The sequence below is a fragment of the Thermogutta hypogea genome, from assembly GCF_055386265.1.
The window spans coordinates 1,911,511-1,932,920 of the sequence record NZ_AP042425.1; the positions used below are offsets into that span (position 1 = coordinate 1,911,511).

General features: G+C 61.1%; 15 protein-coding genes. 9 read left to right on the forward strand and 6 right to left on the reverse strand.

All coding sequences use genetic code 11. From position 1 onward, the window contains the following. Positions 1-352: 352 nt before the first annotated feature. The 4 genes from ACZ5B4_RS06855 (at position 353) to ACZ5B4_RS06870 (ending at position 6,415) form a co-directional block, all read left to right on the forward strand. Positions 353-1,894 (forward strand): DUF6798 domain-containing protein, encoded by a 1,542-nt coding sequence (locus tag ACZ5B4_RS06855; RefSeq protein WP_464913688.1) that lies wholly within the window; start codon positions 353-355, stop codon positions 1,892-1,894. Positions 1,895-1,941: 47 nt separating this feature from the next. Next, entirely contained in the window at positions 1,942-2,625 is a 684-nt protein-coding gene (locus ACZ5B4_RS06860; protein ID WP_464914003.1) for an NUDIX hydrolase, read from the forward strand. Positions 2,626-2,970: 345 nt separating this feature from the next. Further along, positions 2,971-4,938, forward strand: a complete 1,968-nt coding sequence (locus tag ACZ5B4_RS06865; RefSeq protein ID WP_464913689.1) for a DUF1592 domain-containing protein — start codon at positions 2,971-2,973, stop codon at positions 4,936-4,938. Between the two features lie 145 nt (positions 4,939-5,083). Next, positions 5,084-6,415 (forward strand): DUF1552 domain-containing protein, encoded by a 1,332-nt coding sequence (locus tag ACZ5B4_RS06870; RefSeq protein WP_464913690.1) that lies wholly within the window; start codon positions 5,084-5,086, stop codon positions 6,413-6,415. Between the two features lie 86 nt (positions 6,416-6,501). Here the strand turns inward: ACZ5B4_RS06870 and ACZ5B4_RS06875 are convergent, their stop codons facing one another. The 6 genes from ACZ5B4_RS06875 to ACZ5B4_RS06900 form a co-directional block, all read right to left on the reverse strand. Further along, positions 6,502-7,707, reverse strand: coding sequence for a 4Fe-4S binding protein (locus tag ACZ5B4_RS06875; protein ID WP_464913691.1), 1,206 nt, complete (start codon positions 7,705-7,707; stop codon positions 6,502-6,504). 118 nt (positions 7,708-7,825) lie between these two features. Then, positions 7,826-9,199, reverse strand: coding sequence for an FAD-dependent oxidoreductase (locus tag ACZ5B4_RS06880; protein ID WP_464913692.1), 1,374 nt, complete (start codon positions 9,197-9,199; stop codon positions 7,826-7,828). 200 nt (positions 9,200-9,399) lie between these two features. Then, positions 9,400-9,909, reverse strand: a complete 510-nt coding sequence (locus ACZ5B4_RS06885; protein ID WP_464913693.1) for a hypothetical protein — start codon at positions 9,907-9,909, stop codon at positions 9,400-9,402. 585 nt (positions 9,910-10,494) lie between these two features. Continuing rightward, the gene (gene rsmH, locus ACZ5B4_RS06890; protein WP_464913694.1) at positions 10,495-11,400 is read right to left on the reverse strand and encodes a 16S rRNA (cytosine(1402)-N(4))-methyltransferase RsmH; all 906 of its coding nucleotides are present in this window, start codon (positions 11,398-11,400) and stop codon (positions 10,495-10,497) included. A 575-nt stretch (positions 11,401-11,975) separates the two neighbouring features. After that, positions 11,976-12,431, reverse strand: coding sequence for a division/cell wall cluster transcriptional repressor MraZ (mraZ, locus tag ACZ5B4_RS06895; protein WP_464913695.1), 456 nt, complete (start codon positions 12,429-12,431; stop codon positions 11,976-11,978). Positions 12,432-12,747: 316 nt separating this feature from the next. Then, a complete protein-coding gene (locus tag ACZ5B4_RS06900; protein ID WP_464913696.1) occupies positions 12,748-13,902 on the reverse strand; it encodes a glycosyltransferase in 1,155 nt (384 codons plus the stop codon). A gap of 459 nt (positions 13,903-14,361) precedes the next feature. Between ACZ5B4_RS06900 and queA the strand changes: the two genes are divergently transcribed. The 5 genes from queA (at position 14,362) to polA (ending at position 21,394) form a co-directional block, all read left to right on the forward strand. After that, positions 14,362-15,414 carry a tRNA preQ1(34) S-adenosylmethionine ribosyltransferase-isomerase QueA gene (gene queA / locus ACZ5B4_RS06905; RefSeq protein WP_464913697.1) on the forward strand — a complete coding sequence of 351 codons (1,053 nt, stop codon included), beginning with the start codon at positions 14,362-14,364 and terminating at the stop codon, positions 15,412-15,414. Positions 15,415-15,519: 105 nt separating this feature from the next. Then, complete coding sequence (locus ACZ5B4_RS06910) at positions 15,520-16,131, forward strand: phosphoesterase (protein ID WP_464913698.1); 612 nt, start codon at positions 15,520-15,522, stop codon at positions 16,129-16,131. A gap of 71 nt (positions 16,132-16,202) precedes the next feature. Next, the gene (locus ACZ5B4_RS06915; protein WP_464913699.1) at positions 16,203-17,399 is read left to right on the forward strand and encodes a cysteine desulfurase family protein; all 1,197 of its coding nucleotides are present in this window, start codon (positions 16,203-16,205) and stop codon (positions 17,397-17,399) included. Between the two features lie 247 nt (positions 17,400-17,646). Next, a complete protein-coding gene (locus tag ACZ5B4_RS06920; protein ID WP_464913700.1) occupies positions 17,647-18,465 on the forward strand; it encodes a DUF3047 domain-containing protein in 819 nt (272 codons plus the stop codon). Between the two features lie 133 nt (positions 18,466-18,598). Next, positions 18,599-21,394 carry a DNA polymerase I gene (polA, locus tag ACZ5B4_RS06925; protein WP_464913701.1) on the forward strand — a complete coding sequence of 932 codons (2,796 nt, stop codon included), beginning with the start codon at positions 18,599-18,601 and terminating at the stop codon, positions 21,392-21,394. Positions 21,395-21,410: the final 16 nt, after the last annotated feature.

Sequence of the window (21,410 nt, forward strand, 5' to 3'; positions counted from 1 at the left end):
GAGGAAATGAAAATACTCGATCTGCCTACGGTCGTGCTACAATGATGGTTCGCCCTTTTGAAAGCGTCCGTTTCCGCGGCTGGATTTCGAGCTTTCGTCGCTTGCGTCGTGTGGTGGCCATGAGCGATCCCAAAACTTTAGCAGCCGGCGCGCACGGTCTTTTCGCCGCGAGCACCCCGGTTCGCTCCCCAACCGCCTTCGCGCCGGCGCGTGCCGGGACTTCGGCCGTCTTGACTCTTGTTCGTCGGATGGACGCCCGGCTCACTTCGCCCGTCCTGGAATGGTTTCTCATTTTCTGCGTATTTTTTTCCAAGGTGCCTGGCCCGTACCCGACGTTAACGAACCCTACTACGTGGGCAAGGCGATCCACTTCTGGAATCCCGATTTCGGTCCGCGCGACGACTTTTTCGCCAGTCGCGACGCCCACTGGGTCTTCTACTTTTCCGCGGGCTGGTTGGCCCTGATTCTTCCTCCAACCGCCATGGCATGGACGATCCGGCTGGGAACTTGGGCACTCCTCGCCGAGGGATGGCGCCGATTGCACCACGGCATTCTGTCCCGCGGGGGTCTTTTCGCTGTGTGGACAGCCGCTCTGTTTGCAGCGGCCAACGATCATTTGCACATGGCGGGAGAGTGGGTGATCGGTGGAGCGGAAGCCAAGGGCATCGCCTATGCCGCTTTGTTTTTCGCTCTTGCCGCACTCGCGAACGGATGCTACCGGCGGGCTTGGATCCTACTCGGCATCGCCACCGCATTCCACGTTTTGGTGGGCGGTTGGGCTATGATTGCCGCGGCCATCGCGTGGCCGACCTCGAACTCCAATCGATCAAGTCTGCGGAGTATGATCCCCTATATGGCGGCCGCCGTGGTGATCGCTCTGCCCGGTATCCTCCCCTCTCTCATGTTGGCGTCGGGGGCGTCGCCGCATGTGGAGTCGCAAGCTCACCGCATTTATGTGTTTCACCGGCTCTGCCATCACCTTGTGCCCGGCTGCTTCGGCATCTGGAACATCACTCGGTTCGCCCTGCTAAGTGGGGTTTTTCTCTACCTATGCCGTCAAGTATCCGCGGACGACCGATGGCTGAGAGTCCGCAACTTCGTGCTGGCCGCCTTACTGATCGCAGGGATCGGCATGGTGCTGGGGGCGACGGTCCAAATCCGACCGGTATGGAGCGCCGCCCTTCTGCGATATTACTGGTTCCGGCTGGCCGACGCCGCGATCCCCCTCGGCACCGCCCTTGGAGTCGGCCTACTCGCACAATCCATTTTTTCCGAAGCCGCTGTCCAAGCAACCCGGGTGCGTCGCGGCTTGGTGTATTTGGCGATAGCAGCGGCCGGGACGCATCTGGTCGGGTATGTTGTCGTTCGCTCCGTTCCCATCGTTCCCCGCGCGGAATGGAGGGCGACCACCTGGCGAGAATCAGTCACCGATCCTCAATTGCTCCGCAACTATCGCGGCTGGCGCCGAGCCTGCCATTGGATCGCCGAAAACACGCCGCCCGACGCACGCTTCCTCACGCCCCGACGTAACGGCAGCTTCAAGTGGTACACGGGTCGCAGCGAGGTCGTCACCTGGAAAGAAATCCCGCAGGACGCCCAATCGATCGTGCAATGGTGGAATAAGCTCCTTGACATCCATGTTCTAGATGATCCCGTGCTGGGCAAACGGTGGTCTCGAACGCTCGCCGAGCTGCGAGAAAAACGCCTCCTGGAATTGGCCGAGAAATATGAGGCGGATTACATCGTGACAACCTGGAAACCCGCCTTGGACCTGGAACAGGTCTTTGCCGAGCCTGGAAATCCGTGGGTGGTGTACCAAGCCAAGCGGACTCGCCCGCCTGAACGCTCCGTTCGCGGGGCCGTTCCCATGCCCGCGAACATGATTCAGCCGTAGAGAACCCGACCGACAAACCAAGCTTTCAAAAGCAGATCACCAACGTGATGTCGCAAGAGTCCTCGCCCAACGCGATCGACGGCCTGGGCTTCATTCAGTGGTTGCGTACGCGACTGAAGTCGCCTCTGCCGGGTTTTACCCCCGAAGGCCGCTTCAGCCCGCGTCCCGTTCAGGGTAGAAACTATGCGGAACCGTTGAGCGACCCTAAACTCGCCGCCGTTCTGCTTTTGCTCTATCCGAAGAGAGGAACTTGGCACATTCCTTGCGTCGTTCGCCCCATGACGATGCCCACTCACGCCGGGCAAATCGGATTACCCGGCGGAACACTTCTTCCGAATGAGCCGCCGGCGGTCGGGGCGATTCGCGAATATCAAGAGGAACTGGGAGCCGGCCCCGACCAAGTGGAGCTACTCGGTCCGCTGACCCCCATCCACGTGCATTCCAGCGGTTACCGCATCCATCCTTGGCTGGGTGTTGCCTTTCAAACCCCGGACTTCTCGATCAACACTCACGAGGTAGAAGGCCTCTTGGAGATTCCGTTGGCGCATCTCATGGATCGGCGGAATTTCAGTTCGCAGCCGCGAACCCATCGCGGTGAGACCTATGAATCACCCTGCTTTTCGTTTCAGAGTCATCAGATATGGGGTGCTACGTGCGTCATCTTGGGTGAGTTAATTTTGCTGGCTGAAGAGTACTTGGCAACCGCTCGCCGCCCCCATATCGGCCCTTGAATGCCACCAGGGCAAGCTCTGCCGGCGTCGATGATGTCCCATCCCGCTGTGCGCCCCCCATTGTGGGTGATACGAGTGAACCGAATCCAGTACTTGTCCCATGCTATGGATGGGCCTACAATCTTTTCGCACAGGATGCACAGACCTAAATATCACAAATCCAACCATCCGATAAGCCGATTGGTCGCGGCCGCGACGTTCCCACCGAATACTGAATTCTCCGCCGCTTCACGCGGGAATCCGCCTCCGAGAATCGGCGATCGATGAGCTTTGGCGACGACTAACCTAACCCCGTAACTTTCGAGTCAGGTAGCCATCATGGGGAATCGTCGGACCAAAAGCCCTTTGAACCACGAACTTAAGTCCCCAACTTTCGCGAGCCTCCGATCACCTGCCGCAACCGCATGGGCAACGGCGTGCGTCTTCGCCGTCTCCATAGCCGCCGCAACGACGGCGGACGAACAATTGCCGTCGGCGGCTTTGATCCAAGCCGATTCGGTGCGAAGGGAGGCCAAGGATGCGCCATCACCTGCCGCTTTTGTCGAAGTCGTCCAACCGTTTTTCGAGCGACATTGCTACGACTGCCACTCCGGGGAAGGCGCCGAGGCGGGCTACGACCTGGCGGCTGCGGTCTCGCAAGATGATATCGTTCGTGACCCTCGTCGCTGGCGACGCGTGCAAACCATGATCGCGACCGGCGGAATGCCTCCGCCGGAGATGCCGCGACCCGCTCCGGAAGAACGCGATCAGGTTGCCCGGTGGTTGGCGGAGACGATCGAGGCCGCCCTCTGCTCCGGTCCGCAGCAGCCGGCGCGTGTCACGGCGAGGAGGCTCAATCGTCTGCAATACGTCAACTCGGTACGGGACTTGATTGGGGTGGAGTTGGACGTCGACCTTTTGCCGCCGGATGACGTCGGCTACGGGTTCGACAGCGTGGGCGACGTCCTATCCATGCCGCCGCTGCTCTTCGAGAAGTTCCTGGGCGCGGCGGAAAAGGCAGCCGCCGATTGCCCCCTGCCCGAGGCCGTGAAAAACGGCACCTTGAACGGTGATGCCTTAACCGACCTCTTGGCTGATCTGATGAGCCGCGCCTACCGCCGGCCCGTGCGTCCGGACGAAAAGGCAAGGTTGAACCGGCTGGTAGTACAGGCCGAGAAAGAATTGGGAACATCCGATGGTACCTACAGAACCGGCATCGTCGCCATTCTCAGCTCGCCGCATTTCCTCTTTCGCCTAGAGCCGGATCCGGCGGGCATGCCCGCTGGTACGGTACGCCCCTTGAACGACTTTGAGCTGGCAGCGAGGCTTTCCTACTTTCTTTGGAACAGCATACCGGATCGGGAATTGATGGAATTGGCGGGGCAAAACAGGCTGCGGGCGAACTTGCGTCAACAAATCGATCGCATGCTCGCGGACCCTAAGGCCCGCTCATTCTCTTATGATTTCGCGGAACAATGGCTGCAACTTCGCAATCTGGATCATTTCCAGCCCGATCCTACGCGCTTCCCAGGGGTGGACGACTCGCTCAAGTCGGCGATGCGGAGGGAGGCCGGCCTCCTGTTCGAGACGATCCTCCGCGAGCGTCTGCCCGCCATCCGTTTGCTGGATGCTGATTTCACATTCGTCAACCGCCGGCTTGCCGAACACTACGGCCTGCCGGGGGATTTCGACGAGACATTCCGACGCGTCTCGTTGAAGGATTCCCATCGTGGAGGCGTCATCACGCTTGCCGGCGTGCTGGCCGTCACCTCCGTACCCACCAGAACGTCCCCGGTCAAACGCGGCAAGTGGATCATGGAGACGATCCTCGGCACACCTCCGGCCGATCCTCCTCCGGGCGTCCCGCTGCTTCCAGACGACACGGAACCCAACGTAACGGGTACGCTGCGAGAGCGGACGGAAAAGCATCGGCAAGACCCCAACTGCGCGGTTTGCCACCAGGTCATGGATCCGCTCGGCTTCGCCTTGGAGCACTTCGACGCCGTGGGGAGGCGACGGGATCAAGAGGGCGGTTTACCCATCGATGCCTCCGGAGAGCTTCCCGACGGCAGGAGCTTTCGAGATGCCGACGATCTCAAACGAGTGCTCGCGAGCACGTCGGGCGCGGAGTTCCTCTCGTGCTTGACGGAGAAACTGATGATTTACGCTTTGGGCAGGGGACCGACGGACTCGGACCATTGCTGGATTCGGCAGTTTGTCGCGTCATTGGATCCCGAGAAGACCGGCATTCAAGACGTGATCGTAGCGATCGTGGAGAGCGATGCCTTCCAAAAGACTGTTACCGGCGGACCGTCGGCCGAGTCAACCGACTGAGCGGCCTCGTCGGGCCGGTGAGGTTCAATACTCGGGAGCCTGGTAATCGATCTTCGGCCGGTGAGGCGTACCCGACCGATCCGGCCATGGTGAGACTGAGCGTGACAACTCCGAAGAACCTTGACCATTCTCAGGGGAGGTAAAGATGACGGGTCACCGCATTTCGCGTCGTACGGTGTTACGAGGGCTGGGAACCGCGGCGGCGTTGCCGTGGTTAAACGCCATGGCTCGGCCTGCCATGGCGGCTCCCCAATCCGATCCCCTGCGAATGCTGTTCCTATACGTGCCGAACGGTGTTCGTATGCAGGCGTGGCGGCCCAAACAGGAGGGGACGCTTACGGAGTTGCCCTCCATCCTCAAGCCGCTGGAACCGTATCGTGAATACGTGACGGTGTTGAGCGAGCTGACGCTGAACGGGGCACGGCCGCTGGGCGACGGACCGGGTGATCACGCTCGAGCCGCGGCGGCGTTCTTGACAGGCGCGCATCCCAAGAAAACGGGCGGCGCCGATATCCATAACGGCGTTTCGGTGGATCAAGTGGCCGCCGAAAGCTTGGGCAAGGAAACGCGGTTCCCGTCCCTCGAGTTGGGCGTCGATCCGAGCGCCCAAGCCGGCGCCTGCGACTCCGGTTACAGTTGCGTTTATTCTTCCACTCTGTCCTGGCGGTCTCCCACCTCACCGCTGGCCAAGGAGACCAACCCTCGGGCTATCTTCAATCGACTTTTCGGGGATGCCCGGAGCCGAGAGGCGGGAGAACAGCGCCTGCTCGCGCAACGGAAGAGCATTCTGGACTTTCTGGCCGACGACGCTGCATCCCTCCGCCGAGAGCTTGGCCCCGGAGATCGGAGGAAGCTGGACGAATACTTTTACGCCGTCCGTCAAGTCGAGCAACGCTTGGAGCGTGTGGAGAAAGAGAATCGGCTTTTCGCCGCAGGTTTGGAGCCCCCGCCCGAAGTCAGCCGCCGCGCTTTCAGCGAGCGCCTGAAACTGTTGATGGACATGATGGTTCTCGCCCTGCAAACGGACTCCACTCGCGTGATCACCTGCATGTTCGCCAACGAGGGCAGTAATCGCAGTTACCCCGAGGTCGGTGCCGCGGAAGGACATCACAGCCTCTCGCACCATGAGAGAAACCCGGCCAAGCTTGATCTGCTCGAAAAGATCGACACGTTCCACGTTGAACACGTTCGGTATTTCCTCGACAAACTCCACGCGACCGAAGAAGGCGGCGGCCGCCTGCTCGACCACTGCCTGATCGTGTACGGCAGCGGCATCAGCGACGGCAATCGACACAATCACGACGATTTGCCGATTCTGTTAATGGGCAAAGGCGGGGGCCATCGCGGAGCCAGACACCAGGTCTACCCCAAAGAGACTCCGTTGGCGAACCTCTATTTGGCGCTCCTCAACTTGGCCGGAATAGCGGAGAACAAATTCGCCGACAGCACCGGGCCCCTCGAAGGGCTTTTGGGCTGAACGTAACTTCTTAGCCCTTCCCAAATCCGACTTGGAGCAGGGCAGGGGACGACGAGGGCATCCATCCTCCCGGGTCGCACCCTTGCTCAACAACGTACTACGCGAATCGCCTTGCGTGGGGCGGTGGGACAAATCGCCTCGCAGGCTCCGCAACCGGGACAGCGTTCGAGGTCCACGACGGGCAGCACCGAATAGGTTTCCTCGTTGAATTCCAGGCGAATCGCCTGGTACGGACAGTGACTCCGGCAGACGCCGCACTCGCGATCTTCGCTGAGGAGGCATAGGTCACTCTCCAGTACGGCCTTTCCGATTACGGTCGCCTGCTTTTGTTCCAATGAAAACGGGGTCAATGCGCCCGTGGGACAGACATCGCCGCAGCGGTTGCACGTGGGCAGGCAGAAATCGTTCGAAAACGTCAGATGTGGGACAAGCCAAGTCGTAAGCGGTCCGGAAAACAATTGCGGTCGCACGATGCCGGTGGGACACACCCGTACGCAATTGCCGCATCGCACGCAAAGCGAGAGGAACTTGCGATCGTCGGGAAAAGCGCCGGGCGGCCGCAACGGCTGAGGTTCGGCGGTTCCGATGCGGGGCGACAGCCAGGCCCAAACAAATCCACCCGCCAATGCCAAGGCAGCTCGCCGACCGACGATCGTAGCTTCGGTGGGCGATGCCGCCCGGTTCGCCGGACCGGGTACCGACGAATCAGCCGGGACGGGCTTTGCGCACCGCCGGGCCACGCAGACATTCAGCCCGCGGCGGCCGGCGAAGAGTATTTCCTGCAGTCCTCCCAGCGGGCAGATTCGGTTGCACCACAGCCCCGGCAAAACGAAGCTGATCGCCACGGCGACCGCGATGCCCGAAATCCCGACTGCCCACTGAGCGGGCCCCACCGGGGAACGATGCCCCAGCCCGCTGAACAAGGCAAGTGGATCCAGCCAAAGCAAGATCGGACTGCCCAAGAGGGCACCGCCGAGGGCCAGGAACACGAAAAATCGGCCGAATCGAGGAAAGGCGGGGGCTTGCAGCCCGACGCGTCTGCCCACCCGGCTTGAGATCTCGTTGCAGGTGCCAAGCGGGCAAACCCAGCGGCAGAACCATCGCAACCGAAAAGCGGACACTGCCACCGCCGACAAGGCCGCGAATCCGAATACCGTCAGCGTGCCGCCGGCCACCATGGCAAGAACGGCCAAGTATGGACTAAAGCCTGCCGGGATCGCGGCCAGCAGGGTATCGCGCGTGAGGTCACTCAAGAGAATCCAGACCACCACGGCCAGCAAGACTAACCGCACGGTCCAACGGATAACCTCGCGCTCACGTCCGGACGCACGGCCCGCTTCCGCCGAAAAGCCGTCTCTTGCGCCCGCGGCTGCCTCTGCCCGCAAGTCGCAATGCTCTTGAGACTGCGGATCAACCAAGATACGCGCCCTGCTCTCGCAATATCTTTTGGACCGTGGGGACCGGCACGGCCCGAACCGGACAGCGTTCCCGGACCGCGACCGCCGCCGCTACTCCCGCCGCATGGCCGGTGGCAAAACAGTTCGGAATCAGGCGGACCAAATCCGCCATCTGCATTTCGGCGCTGATGCAACGGCCGGCCGCCAGTACGTTCTCAACGCCTTTCGGCACCAGCGCCCCGTACGGCACTTGCCATTCACCGTGCCGGCCGTTGCTCGATCCGCCGACCGCCACGACATCGTCGAACCGCCGACCGGATCGCAAATCCTCGTACCGCACGGTCGCCATTCCGTTCAGCACGCGAGTGATGCGAACGCCCAACTGAGGGGCCGTTTCCATCAAATAGATCGACTCGTAGCCGGGTGTCCGCCTCGCCCGCTGAATGTTTTGCCAAATGAACTTTCGATGCGACAACTCCATACGGGTCAGCGTCCGAACATCCAGCCCGTCCACTTCGGGGCCGATCAGATTGATCCAATTCACCCCGGCGACCGGAGTGGGACTCCCCAACCGCTTCGGCCTTTCGGATTCTTTCGTTCGAGAAAGATCGACGCGATCCAAGTTTCCCACCCGCGATACCAAGCCGACATTGTGCGAGCGGTGCTCGAACTCCGCTCCCGCGGCGGCGAAGATGTCTCCATCGCCGGTGGCGTCAATCACGACGTCGGCCAGGATCGCTTGCCGGCCGGACTTGCTCTCGAAAACCGCGCCGCGAACAGTCTTTTCCTCCAAGATGGCGTCCACGCCCCAAGCGTGCAAGAAGACCTCCACTCCCGCCTCTTCGATCATTTCCACCATCACGTACTTGAGGGCCTCGGCGTCGACGGTCGGGTTGCGGCCCGGTTGACGATCGATGATCCCGCCGGGAAGCTTTTCCAACCGCTGCATCATCTCTTCCCCGATCCCCATGCAGACTTGCCTGCCGCCGGAGACGATATGCCCCAACACCAATAACACCAAGCCGCCCGTCCAAAGGCCGCCGAAATGTCCGTAGCGCTCCACGAGGGTCACGTCGGCACCGGCTCGCCGAGCGGCGATTGCGGCAGAGACCCCCGCCGGTCCACCGCCGACCACCAAGACTTGGCATCGCGAGAGCAACTCCAGCTCCCGTTGAGGTTGGATTACGCGACCGCCGACGAACCGGGCTGTGAATCGCGTATCTTGCACCTTTCGAGGATCGATCACGCTGCTGGTAAAGCCCGATGACTCGCCGACGGGTGCCGCCGACGGACTTTCGGAACGGGCAGCGGGAAACACGCCCATTCCCCCCATCGCTCCCAGTGCTCCGATCGCTCGCAGCCAATCGCGCCGATTCAGCCCGTTCATGAATGGTCCCTTCCGTCACTCCGCTTCAGCGATACCCCGTCCCTCCGACGCTTTGCCGCCATGATAAAAGCCGATACCCCCCGCCGCAAGCCAAGCGTGCAACGAGGGGCATCAGGAGATCGTGGCGCCGGCGGACTTCAGCGAGAGAGAAAGTCCGCCCATGACGGGATCACCGGCGACGGACGCGAGCTGCTGAGGGGCTATTTCTGCATGGTCGGAGCCGTCGGCACTCGGTCGGGCAAAGCCGCGGCGGGGGTATACTGAATGTCTTGGTCTTGCGGTTGCGACGGCGCGTCACGGGCAACGTCATCCCGCGATGCCGCCTCCCCCTGGGGCACCGTCGTTCCTTGCTCCGCAGCGGTTTCACCGCTTTGCCGACGTTCCAGTTCCTCCCCCAACAATTCGACCTTGCGCAAAGTCTCTTTCATGTTTTCAAAGTCCAGCAAGAGGGGAGGCTCGCCGGGAAAAATCACCGCGGCCATGCCGGCAATGCGCCAACCGCCGTCCTCTTTGCGCAGCATCCACATGATGTCGTCGGAGCGCGGTTTGCCGTCCGCCCCGATATCCGTCCAGGTGCTCATCACGCGGGCCCCGTCCTCCGCCAAGAACTCCACCTTGTCCGAGACTCGGTAGCTTGCCGTATCGCTGCCCACCGGCGCGAATTGGCGATTCAATTCGCCCGCCTGCTGCCGGGCCAATTGGGTAAACATGGACACCACTTTCTCGTCATCCCCGGTCCTCACGGCTTCCAAGAAGACTTTCGTGGCAGCCACCGGGTCGGCGGTGTTGTCGGTGATGGCATCTGTGGTTTTCTCCGCAGACGGAACGGCGTTAGCTTTCCGCGCCGACTCTGCGGATGGTTTTCCCGCGTTTTGAGTACCACCGCAGCCCGCAAAGAAAACCCAGCAGCCAAGCAGAAACAAGCCGCAGACCGTCCGACCCGCCGCTACTCGTCTCATCTCATCCTCCCTGACTTTCTCTGCCGCCCATCAAAGCGGTATCCCACGCGCCGATTCTCGTCGCGGCAACCGCAGGAGCGGCCCCGCAACCGAACGCAGTCAGTGTCGCGATCCGGCCCCATTTCGTCAATACGAACATTCCACCCCGCCGACTGCCGGCGCGGGGGCGCGGGATTTGATCTCCGCCGCCCGTGCTTTCAAACGAGGTATTGTGCCGCCTGAGCATTGCCACCGCGGCGTCACTATGGCCCCCGCGACAGGCGCCACTCGCGTTTCGCCGGACCGGCGTTCGCTGTACACGCCTCTCTCCATGCGCCGAAGGAGGCCCCAGGCGCGCTATGTTCGCGTCGCAGCTCGGAGTTTCGCGCTACGACTGCGGGGATTGACGGTCATTTCATCTTCACTCGGGGTGACGGGTTTCTTGGTAAGAGCGGAATAGCGTGGATCGTCGCGAAACGTCTCTTTGACGATGCGATCTTCGAGCGAGTGGAAACTAATCACCACGATTCGCCCGCCGGGACGCAAGACTTCGGGAATCCGTCTCAAGGCCGACTCCAGCGCGTCCAACTCCTGGTTCACGGCGATCCGCAATGCCTGAAACGTTCGCGTAGCGGAATCGATGCCCCCAAACCGCGAGCGAGGTACCACGCGATGGATGATTTGCGTCAACTCTCTTGCCGTCTTGATTTGGCGAAAGCGGCGTTCCTCCGCGATCGCGCGGGCAATGCGGCGCGCAAAGCGTTCTTCTCCGAACTTGTGAATCAACTCGGCCAGCGCCCGCTCGCTCAGACGGTTCACAATACGCCAAGCCGGCTCCCCCTCGCCCGGATCGAAACGCATATCCAAAGGACCGTCCGAGGAAAAGCTAAATCCCCTTGCACGATCTGCAAGTTGATCGCTGGAGAGCCCCAAATCCAAAACGACGCCGTCGACGCACTCCCACCCCAGCTCGTCGAGCACTTCCGGCAGGTCGCGAAAGTTCGCCTGCACAAGATGAACCGGGAAGCCGGCAAAGCGGCCCTTCGCCCGCGCGACCGCGCTCGGATCCCGATCCAGCGCCAGAACTTTTCCACCCGGCAGGACGGCGCGCAAGATCGACTCCGTGTGTCCGCCGCCGCCCAGCGTCCCATCCACAATGGTCTGACCCGGCTGCGGGGCCAACCAAGTCAGGACTTCCCGTAACATCACCGGGACGTGGCAAGTCCTTTCGTCGGGGCCCGGGCCGGAACCATCGTTTTCCATGGATCCCTTCTGAGTTTTGCGAACGACCCTGGTAAGATACTGACTTGCGACCCGGCAGCACCGGCCGACCTTATGGCAATGGCAATCGCGCGGAACATAAAAAAAGACCCACCCTCGAACACATCCTGTTGTTCATACGAGGGCGGGTCTCTGAACCCCGCGCACCCATGCGCCGTTGGGGTTCGCGTGCCGCCTGAGACCACTTCCTGTGATCCGTCGGTGAGGATTGCACCGGTACGTGGCAACCGGCAAGGAACGTCGATCGGTGGCCGCTAATCGACGTTCGCATCCACACGCAAGGCGACATGCACGGACGGACGTCGCACCATGTACATGAGTTATCACCCTTTGGAGATGCCGGAATCTTTATCCCGGTTTCGCCCAAAGCGGCAGGTTTTGAAAGACGGTCTTCTCCGTGAGCAACTACTCCCTTCCCATCGTCGGGCCAATAACCATCTTTGCAACTTGGGACGGCGCAGTCAAACGATTCCAGCCATGGATCCCATCTCAAGAATACTATCAATCCCCCATCAAGAGTTAGCGATTCATTACCTTCTCGCAGATCCCGTGCATCGCTAAACCGAATCGTCGGACCGCAGCGCGGCTTCGGCCACGCGTTCGTACTCTGCCCGATTCCGCTGCCAATACTGCTCCCAGCGTTCTTTTCCCCAAATCTCAAGGTGGTCCATGGCGCCGATCACAACGACTTCGGATTCCACTCCAACCTCGTCCAACAAGGCCGCAGGCAGCCGAATTCGGCCTTGGCGATCAATCTCGCATTCCTCGCTGAGCAAGAAGAAGAGCCGGGTAAACGCCCGCACATCGGCCTGGGTCGGCGACGCATGCCTTACTCTCGCCGCGAATCCGTGAAACGCATCCGCACCGTAGACGGCCAAGCAACCATCCAAACCTAAAGTTACGAAGACCGTGTTCCCGGGCTGACAACCTAGGGCATCCCGGTGCGGCTTGGGCAGGGCAAGCCGAAACTTGGCGTCCAAAGACCGCAGGAATCGACCAGTCAGTACCGCCACGGTTCACCCACTTTTCTCCACAAATCCCCACCGGCATTCCAAGATATCCCCTTTCGACATTCCGTCAAGACAGCATTCCGGGGCGAATCGACTTCCGTTTTTTCCGCGAGACGGAAGTCTCCCTCCGGTGGTTAGAACCGTCATCAAGAAAAGCCGTAAATCGAGATTCTTGGGGGTGTAACGGAGTCGGCGGCAGCGTCATGCAGCCCCTCCGACCGCTCAAGCAAGCAATCTGTATAAGATAGGCGATCCGGCGGCGGAGTTATTCGAAACAGAATACCCCTACGGAATGAGTCTCTACCCCCCCACCAAAGATCTATCCTGTGATCCGTAAGAGCTCTTCCCAAAGGGATTCGTAGAGGTTTGTCACGCGATCCCAACTGAAATGCGTCACGACGTGCCGACGATTGCGGTCACCCAACTCGGCTGCATGCCTGGGATTTGAGAGCATACGCACGATGGCACGACTCAGGGCCGCGGCGTCTCCCGGCGGCACCAATTGCTCGCGAGATTGCTCGCCCAGTATTTCCGCCACACCTTCCACGTCACTTGCCACGACAGGGCAACCTGCCGCCATCGCCTCCAAAAGGGCGTTCGGCATCCCCTCCCAACGCGACGGTAACACGAAAAGTTCTGTCATCTGCAAGATGGCCGTCACATCCGGGCGATATCCCTGCCATACAACGCGACGATGGATTCCCAGACGAGTCGCCAGGTCCGCGAGCTGCGGTTTCTGCGGTCCATCGCCCACGATTTGAAGCATCGTGTCGGGAAACAACGGCAGCCACGTCGCAGCGCTCTCTAACAGCACGTCGATCCCTTTTTGCGGCACCAATCGGCCCACAAACGTCACCCGCCGCGCTGTTTCGGGCACGTTTCCCGATTTTCCATCAAGCGCGTTGTCCGGAGACCGGGCGATCCGCCCTCGTCCGCAATCCAAGTCCACGTCGATCCCATTGGGAATCACGATGATCTTGTTCGGCGAGAGCAGCCCTCGATTTACTGAAAACTGGGCCACGGAGTTACTTACGCACACATAGCGGTCCACCCAGCCCGACGTCAACGCGTCGAGCCAGAGGTGCCATTCGGCGAATCGCTCCGCCACTCGGATGGCGGACGCCACGGCCGGCACCCCCGCCAATCGACCGGCAATGCGACCCAAGAGATTCGCATGGAACAAGAACGTCTGAAGGACGTCCGGCTGCTGATACCGAATCCATTTCGAAAAATGGATCAAGGCCTTGGGCAAGTCGCGGGGTGTTCGGCAATCGAGGAAAAGGATGGGAATACCGCGGTCCGCGATCCTCCGGACCAATCGATCGTCCCTTCGCGGTCGCGGCGCCAGCGAGACCACCGATAGCTGAAAACGCGCGGGATCGACGCGGCACGCCACTTCCGACAGGCACTTCTCGGCGCCGCCGACGTCGAGATCCGTAATTCCCAGCATGACACGAATCGGAGCACGTCCCATTCCACGCTTCCAAGGACTTCGTAATGCGATGCCGGCTCCCACCGGTGGTCTCAAGCAGCCGATGCATCCATCTATTATGCCGTATTTCGTGCCGTCACCGCGCGACCCATGTTACCAAGCCTCGTTCTTTGCAGACGCCGCACAGTCTCGGGGGGAGGACTCGTCGCAGCCGAGATTCGCCCCCCCGGCCCCTGTGGAGCCTCACCCGGTTGTCATCCGCGGCTCCCTGCGCCATCTTCATCACGGGCATATCCGAGCACACTCATGGACGTCGGCGCGGGCCGGTCGTAGAATCGGGTTTTGAAGTAATGCGCGGAACGGATGCGCGACGAATCAAGGGCACGCTCCCAAAGTTCGCATTCAGACGTCGGGGGGGCACATTAGACCGGGGAACTTCTCGGCGGCGCCGATCCGCTTCGCGACGCTTCGCTTGGCACAAAGTCCCATGGACGGACCTGCATGACCAATCTCTCGGACTACGATTACCCGCTGCCTAAACATCTTATCGCGCAGAATCCACTTCCCAATCGCGCCGACGCCCGATTGATGTTGGTTCGTCGGCAGACGGGAGAAGTGGAACACCATCACGTCCGTGATCTGCCGGAGTTGCTGGACAAAAGCGACGTCGTAGTGCTGAATGATACCCGGGTCATCCCCGCACGGCTGGTAGGTTACCGCACGGAAACCCGAGGGCGTTGGGAGGGCCTGTTTCTCGAATCCGACGGCACGGGGATATGGCGCGTGCTGGCTCATACCCGGGGAAAACCACAGCCCGGCGAAACCATCCGCCTGATCAACGCCCAGGGGGAAGAGGATATCCTGTTGCGGCTTGTGGCCAGACTGGAAGCGGGTTCCGGCGAATGGTTGGTGATTCCAGACTCGGACGAGGATGCCTTGTCGGTGCTAGATCGCGTCGGTCGCGTGCCGCTCCCGCCGTACATTCGGGACGGAGAAATGATCGAAACGGATCGGCAGCACTATCAGACCGTCTTCGCGCGGGTGCCCGGCGCCGTCGCCGCTCCCACCGCCGGTCTGCACTTCACCAAGAAGCTGCTGGACGAGATTCACCGCAAAGGCATCGCGATCGAATACGTGACCCTGCACGTCGGGTTGGGAACGTTTCAGCCCATCAAACGCGAACGGATCGAGCAGCACCGGATGCACGGCGAGTGGGGGAGGGTGACGGCCGCTACGGCGGCTCGCCTCCGCGAAGCTCAGTCCCAGGGACGTCGGATCATCGCGGTCGGCACCACCGTCGTGCGTCTCTTGGAGACGGCCGCGGAGGAAGGCGAATTGCGGCCTTTTTCCGGAGAGACCGATCTCTTCATCAAACCGCCCTATCGCTTCCGCGCCATCTCCGCCATGATGACCAATTTCCACCTACCCAAAACGACCTTGCTGGTGCTGGTACGGACCTTCGGGGGGGATGATCTGATCCGCCGGGCGTACGAGGAGGCCGTACGCGAAGAATATCGTTTTTACAGTTACGGTGATGCCATGCTCATCATCTAGCCCTTCGGGACGGAGTATCGGTTGGAATCCTTGCCGCCGAAGAAAGCGGCGGTTCGGTGCCGTCACGCGATGGGACAAAAGGCATGCCACCCAAGGAGTTTGAACGTGGGCCCGATTTCGGAAGAATGCGTCTTGGTCATTCCCACGGCAGTGTTCCGCGACGCGGGACATTTCCAAGGTTTCTCGCGCGACGTAGAACGCTATGTCCCGCTGTTGTTCCAGCCCCGTCATCTTGCTTTCCGCCCGCGAGGCGAAGTAGAGCACGATCCGAGCTTCAAGCAACTGATTCCCTACGTCGTTTTGACGCACGGCGACGGCATCTCGGTTCGGGTATTCCACTACACGCGCGGCCAAGGGCAGGGCGAATCGCGACTGCATCTCAAGCGGAGCATCGGCATCGGCGGCCACATCGCGCAGATCGACGCGAGCGCAACGATGGACGCCGCCTTCGAGGAAGGATTGCGACGAGAGCTTTTCGAAGAGGTAACCCTGGATACTCCGTTCACGTTGACTCCGGTCGGTCTGATCAACGACGACGAGACCGACGTGGGTCGGGTACACCTGGGGGTCGTCTGCTTGGCTCGGCTCGAAGAACCCAGGGTCCTGGCTCGCGAAGCTGACATTTTGAACTGCGGATTTGCCTCGCCGCACGAATTGCGAAACAATTGGGATGACTTCGAAAGCTGGTCGCAACTAGCGCTCGGGCATCTGTTTTGAATGGGCGCCTGCGGTGCGGCGGGCGTCCCCGCCAAGCCGCCGTGAACGATCCGCCCCTCGCGCTTGCCCCAATGAACGTTTCGCCCCCCATTTACCTGGACAATCATGCCACCACTCGCTGCGATCCGCGCGTGGTCGCAGCCATGTTGCCCTATTTCGACGAAATATACGGAAACCCGGCTTCCACGACGCACCTCCCCGGTCGACAGGCTCGCCAAGCGGTCGATGATGCTCGCGAGCGCCTCGCCCGTTGTTTGGGGGCATCCCCCCAGACGATCTACTTTACCAGCGGGGCCACGGAGAGCAACAATCTCGCCATCCTGGGGTCTTTGCGGCGTTTGAATCGGCCGGGCCACATCATCACCACGGCGATTGAACACACGTCCGTGCTGGAGCCTATCGAGGCCGCGCGATCCCTGGGATTCGACGTCACCATCCTGCCGCCGGCTCCGGTTGATTCGGAGGAGGGCGGCAGAATCACGCCCGAGGCCTTTCTCCAAGCCGTCCGTCCGGATACGGTCTTCGCCTCGGTGGGATTGGCCAATAACGAAATCGGCGTGATTCAACCGCTTCAACAAATCGCCGAAATCTGCCGCGACAAGGGAATCATTCTGCACACCGACGCGACGCAGGCGGTGGGCAAAATCCCGTTGGACGTGGCCGAGCTCGGCATCGATCTCATGAGCTTTTCGGCCCACAAACTCTACGGCCCGAAGGGTATTGGAGCAATTTTCGTCGCCAAGCGGAGGCCTCCGCTCCGCGTAGCGCCGTTGATCCTCGGCGGCGGACATGAACGCGGTCTGCGGAGCGGGACGCTGAACGTCCCCGGCATCGTGGGATTCGCCGCGGCCCTCGAACTGTGTTGCTGCGAACGCGAGGCCGAATCCCATAGGCTCCGCTCGCTGCGTGATCTGCTATTTCGACTTTTGAAGGGCGGGCTGGGTGACGAAATCGCCCTCAACGGACCGGCCCTGGAGCGATCGGATTTGCGCCTGCCGGGAAATCTGAACGTCCGGTTTCGACGCCTGGAGGGAGAGACCCTGCTCCTCCATCTTCCTCATCTGGCCATGAGCAGCGGTTCCGCTTGCAGTTCGGCGACGGCGAAGCCAAGCCACGTCCTGCTGGCGCTGGGCCTGTCGGAACAGGAAGCAAGGGCCTCGATCCGCATCGGACTCGGCCGATTCAACACGGAGGAAGACGTACGGACCGCCGCGGCGGCCATCGTCGAGGCGACGAAAACCCTTTTGGGAGACGATGGGAACCGGTGACCGAACAGCGAACGGAGGCGCTTTCATCCTCATCTTCCCGCCGTCGCGGCCGGTCTCACCGTCAACCGAAGCGACTGAAACGAATCCGCCGCCGGCCCGCAGTTCCTCTTGGGGCGGGGACCGTGACTTCTTGCCCTCGACAATCGTTGCAGCCCCCAGTCGCCACTCGTAGAATCTAGCTGTGTGACGAAGGACGGACGCAACAAGGTCGCGGTCGCGCGGGCGGAAGTCCGCAAGGGGATCGGGCATGGAAAAAGCCGCGAGACGACAAGTCGGTAGCCCGACCTTGGGTCGGGTAGGGCTGAATCGTCGCCAATGGTTGCTCTTTCTCTCTTTGGCGGCCACGCGCGTTCCCTTGGACGGTACCCCTCTTGCGACGGCCGCTGAGCCGGAAGCGTTGCGGTTCGGCTTCGACGGATCGCTCCTATCCAAGCGTGGCGGGCGCATCGTTTGGCCGGATCCCTGGAACACCTGGTCCGGCCTAAGAGGTCAAGCATCCCTTCGCATCGAAGACGGTCCGGCGGGCATGGGCCGGGTCGCCCACTTCCACACCGTCGCCGGTTCCCTAGTTTTGTATCGGGATTTGCGCAGTCGCCCGGCCGATATTCATTCCCTACCCTGGTTGTCGTGGCACTGGAGCGCCGAAAAACTGCCCGCCGGGGGCAGCATATTTCGCGCGGAGCGCAACGATCAAGTGTTACAAGTGTATTTGGCTTTCCGCCGGGAAAACGGCTACAACATTCTGGGTTACGTTTGGGACACCGCCGACGACGAGCGGGCCGAGAATGTCTCCCGCCAGTCTTTTCGGTCTCTTGTGTTCGGGCGTATCGACGCGGCCGTGCACGTTGTACGGAAAGGACCTGCGGACGGATGGCTCTGGGAAACGCACAATTTTGGGGAAGACTACGCGAAGTATTTTTCCCGCTCCCGTCTGACTTTGGCGGCGCTGGGAATCTGGTCGGACAGCGATCACACGGGTTCGGTGTCCGATGGGAAGATCGGTCCGCTTGTTTTCTCGGCCTCCAAGCCGCAAGATAGGTTAACGACGGCGAAAGAGACGAGCTGAGCCGCGCCAGCGAGTCATAACGGGTTCCTCGCCGGTCCGCCGCTCGCGCCGGGGTTTCTAAGGCCGCCGACCGCGGTCAGCCGGCGGGAGTATGGGTTGCCGTCTTGTCCGCACCGCAAACAGAGTCTTTGTCATGCCGAAGTCGCAAACCGGATCCCCTCCGGAAACGCCCCTATTCTCAAACGAAGACCGTCCCGATATCGCCAAAAGCGACGGCAATTCCCTTGCCGAGCGGAGGGTCTTCGTCATCGACGCCCACTCGCTCATCCATCAGCTCTTTCACGCCATTGCACCCTTGACGGCCCCCGACGGACGCCCGGTCAATGCAGTGTTCGGATTCGTTCGCGATATGCTGAATCTCCTGCGGCAGTATCGGCCCGACTATCTGATCTGCGCGTTCGAATCCGCGAAGCCGACGTTCCGCAAGGAGATGTACGCGGAATACAAGGCGCAAAGACCCCGCCTCGATGACGACCTCCGCTCGCAGTTTGATCTGATTCGCCGGTTCATGGACGCACTCGGGATTCTCAGCGTTTCCGTTCCCGGTTACGAGGCCGACGACATCTTGGCAACGATAGCCCGAACCGTGGAGCAGGGGGGTGGCGAGTGCGTTTTGGTCACGAACGATAAGGACTGCCGCCAGTTGCTGTCGGACAAGGTTCGCCTGCTGAATCTTCGCACACGAACCTTTTTGGATTCGGGTAAGTTGGAAGCGGAATGGGGCATTCGCCCCGAGCAAGCCGCCGATTTCCAGCTTCTCGTCGGCGATAGCACGGATAACATTCCCGGCGTTCCCGGCGTGGGACCTAAAACGGCGGCCAAATGGCTTCGACAATACGGAAGCTTGGACGCCATCCTCGCTCATGCCGAGCAGATTCAGCCCGAAAAGCTGCGGCAAAAGCTGATCGCCGATCGGGATCGTATCCTAGCGACGCGACCGCTGGTGGAATTGCGCACGGATGTACCGCTGACGTTTTCCTGGAATGCCGCGCGGCCCGGGCCGATTCGCCAAGAAGCCGCCCGGCAACTGTGCGAGGAACTCGGATTTCGCAGTCTGCTATCGGAGATCGAACGCTTGCCGACCACCGCGGGCGACACGCCGCCGAAGTCCTCGATCGCCGTCAACGCCCACATCATCGACGACCTACAGGCTTTGCGGGAACTGGTCGATCGGCTGCGGACGGCTTCGTGCATCAGCATCGACACGGAAACGACCGACGTCCGGCCCCGCTGGGCCTCCCTCGTCGGCATCGCCCTATCAACGGCCCCGGAGGCGGCCTATTACATCCCCCTGCGCGGACCTGAAGGAGCAAGAACCCTGCCCGAGGGCGAGGTCATCGCCGCGCTGCGGCCCGTGTTGGAGGATGCCCAAATCCCCAAACTGGGACAAAATCTGAAATACGACCGTATCGTCTTTCGCAATAGCGGCGTCTCGCTGCGGGGCATCGAATTCGACACCCTGATTGCCGCCTATTTGCTGGATGCCGGCTCCCGCTCTCACAGCTTGGATGAACTCGCGAAACGCTACCTCCAGTACGAGACGACGAAGATTGACGAGCTGATCGGCAAAGGCAAGCAACAACGGCAGCTCGATTCCGTCGAGATTCCCCGAGTAGCCGCCTACGCAGGCCAGGATGTCACACTTCCGTGGTACCTTCGCAACCGTTTAGAACCTCAATTGCGAAGCGAGGGGCTTCAGGACATCTTCCAAAACCTCGAAGTCCCTTTGATCTCCGTCTTGGCGGACATGGAGTTCCGCGGAATCCGCATCGATAACGAATATCTGGGCCGCCTCAGTCGCCGATTCGCCGAGCGCATGGAGGAACTGGAAGAGGAGATTTATCAGTCGGCCGGCATGCCCTTCAACATCGCTTCGCCGAAACAGCTCCAGGAAGTGCTCTTTCATCGCCTGGGCCTTCCCGCCGTCAAACGGACGAAGACCGGCATGAGCACGGACTCGGAGGTCCTGGAGGATTTGGCGCCGCTCCATCCGCTGCCGCAAAAAATCCTCGAATACCGCCAGTACGCCAAACTTAAGGGCACGTACGTAGACGCTCTTCCGCAAATGGTCTGTCCGCGCACCGGCAGGATTCACGCCTCATTCCATCAAGCCGTCACCGCCACCGGCAGGCTAAGCTCCAGCGACCCCAATCTCCAGAACATTCCCATCCGGACGGAAGAAGGGCGTGCGATTCGTACCGCCTTCATCGCGGAAGAGGACTGGGTCTTGATTTCGGCGGACTACTCGCAAATCGAGTTGCGGATTTTGGCGCACCTTTCGAACGATGAACATCTGTGCCGCGCCTTCGCCGAGGATCACGACATTCATCAAGCGGTCGCGGCCGAAGTGTTCGGCGTTCCCCCGGAAGCCGTCACCCCCGAACTGCGGCGTCGGGCCAAGGCCGTAAATTTCGGCGTGATCTACGGTCAGACGCCCTTCGGGCTGGCCAAACAGTTGCGCATATCGCAGGAAGAGGCCGCTCAATTCATTGATTCCTACTTTTCCCGCTATCCCGGCATCGATCGATTCTTCGAAAGCGTGCTTGCCGATTGTCGGGAGCGCGGCTTCGTGCAAACGATCCTCGGGCGGAAACGGAAAATCGCGGGAATTCGTGAGAGCCCCAACCGGCAGCGGAATCTACCGGAACGGACGGCGATCAACACGGTCATCCAAGGCTCCGCCGCGGACCTGATCAAGAAGGCCATGATTTGCGTCCATAGGCGGCTGAAACAAGAGCGGCTTCAGGCGGGATTGCTGGTGCAAATCCACGACGAATTGTTGCTGGAATGCCCCGGCATGGAACTTCCCGTGGTGGCGGAACTGCTCCGCGAGGAAATGCAACATGCCTTTTCCTTGCACGTACCGCTGAAGGTGGATGTCCGCAGCGGCCTGAATTGGGGAGAAATGCAGGCTCTGGAACCGACTTGAGCCGGCGTTCCCGGCC

Excerpts from the sequence above, each read along its gene's own strand:
- polA (WP_464913701.1), top strand. The coding sequence starts at position 18,599 with ATGCCGAAGTCGCAAACCGGATCCCCTCCGGAAACGCCCCTATTCTCA.
- ACZ5B4_RS06915 (WP_464913699.1), top strand. The coding sequence starts at position 16,203 with ATGAACGTTTCGCCCCCCATTTACCTGGACAATCATGCCACCACTCGC.
- queA (WP_464913697.1), top strand. The coding sequence starts at position 14,362 with ATGACCAATCTCTCGGACTACGATTACCCGCTGCCTAAACATCTTATC.
- ACZ5B4_RS06860 (WP_464914003.1), top strand. The coding sequence starts at position 1,942 with ATGTCGCAAGAGTCCTCGCCCAACGCGATCGACGGCCTGGGCTTCATT.
- ACZ5B4_RS06920 (WP_464913700.1), top strand. The coding sequence starts at position 17,647 with ATGGAAAAAGCCGCGAGACGACAAGTCGGTAGCCCGACCTTGGGTCGG.
- ACZ5B4_RS06885 (WP_464913693.1), bottom strand. The coding sequence starts at position 9,909 with ATGTTTACCCAATTGGCCCGGCAGCAGGCGGGCGAATTGAATCGCCAA.
- ACZ5B4_RS06900 (WP_464913696.1), bottom strand. The coding sequence starts at position 13,902 with ATGGGACGTGCTCCGATTCGTGTCATGCTGGGAATTACGGATCTCGAC.
- ACZ5B4_RS06880 (WP_464913692.1), bottom strand. The coding sequence starts at position 9,199 with ATGAACGGGCTGAATCGGCGCGATTGGCTGCGAGCGATCGGAGCACTG.
- rsmH (WP_464913694.1), bottom strand. The coding sequence starts at position 11,400 with ATGGAAAACGATGGTTCCGGCCCGGGCCCCGACGAAAGGACTTGCCAC.
- ACZ5B4_RS06870 (WP_464913690.1), top strand. The coding sequence starts at position 5,084 with ATGACGGGTCACCGCATTTCGCGTCGTACGGTGTTACGAGGGCTGGGA.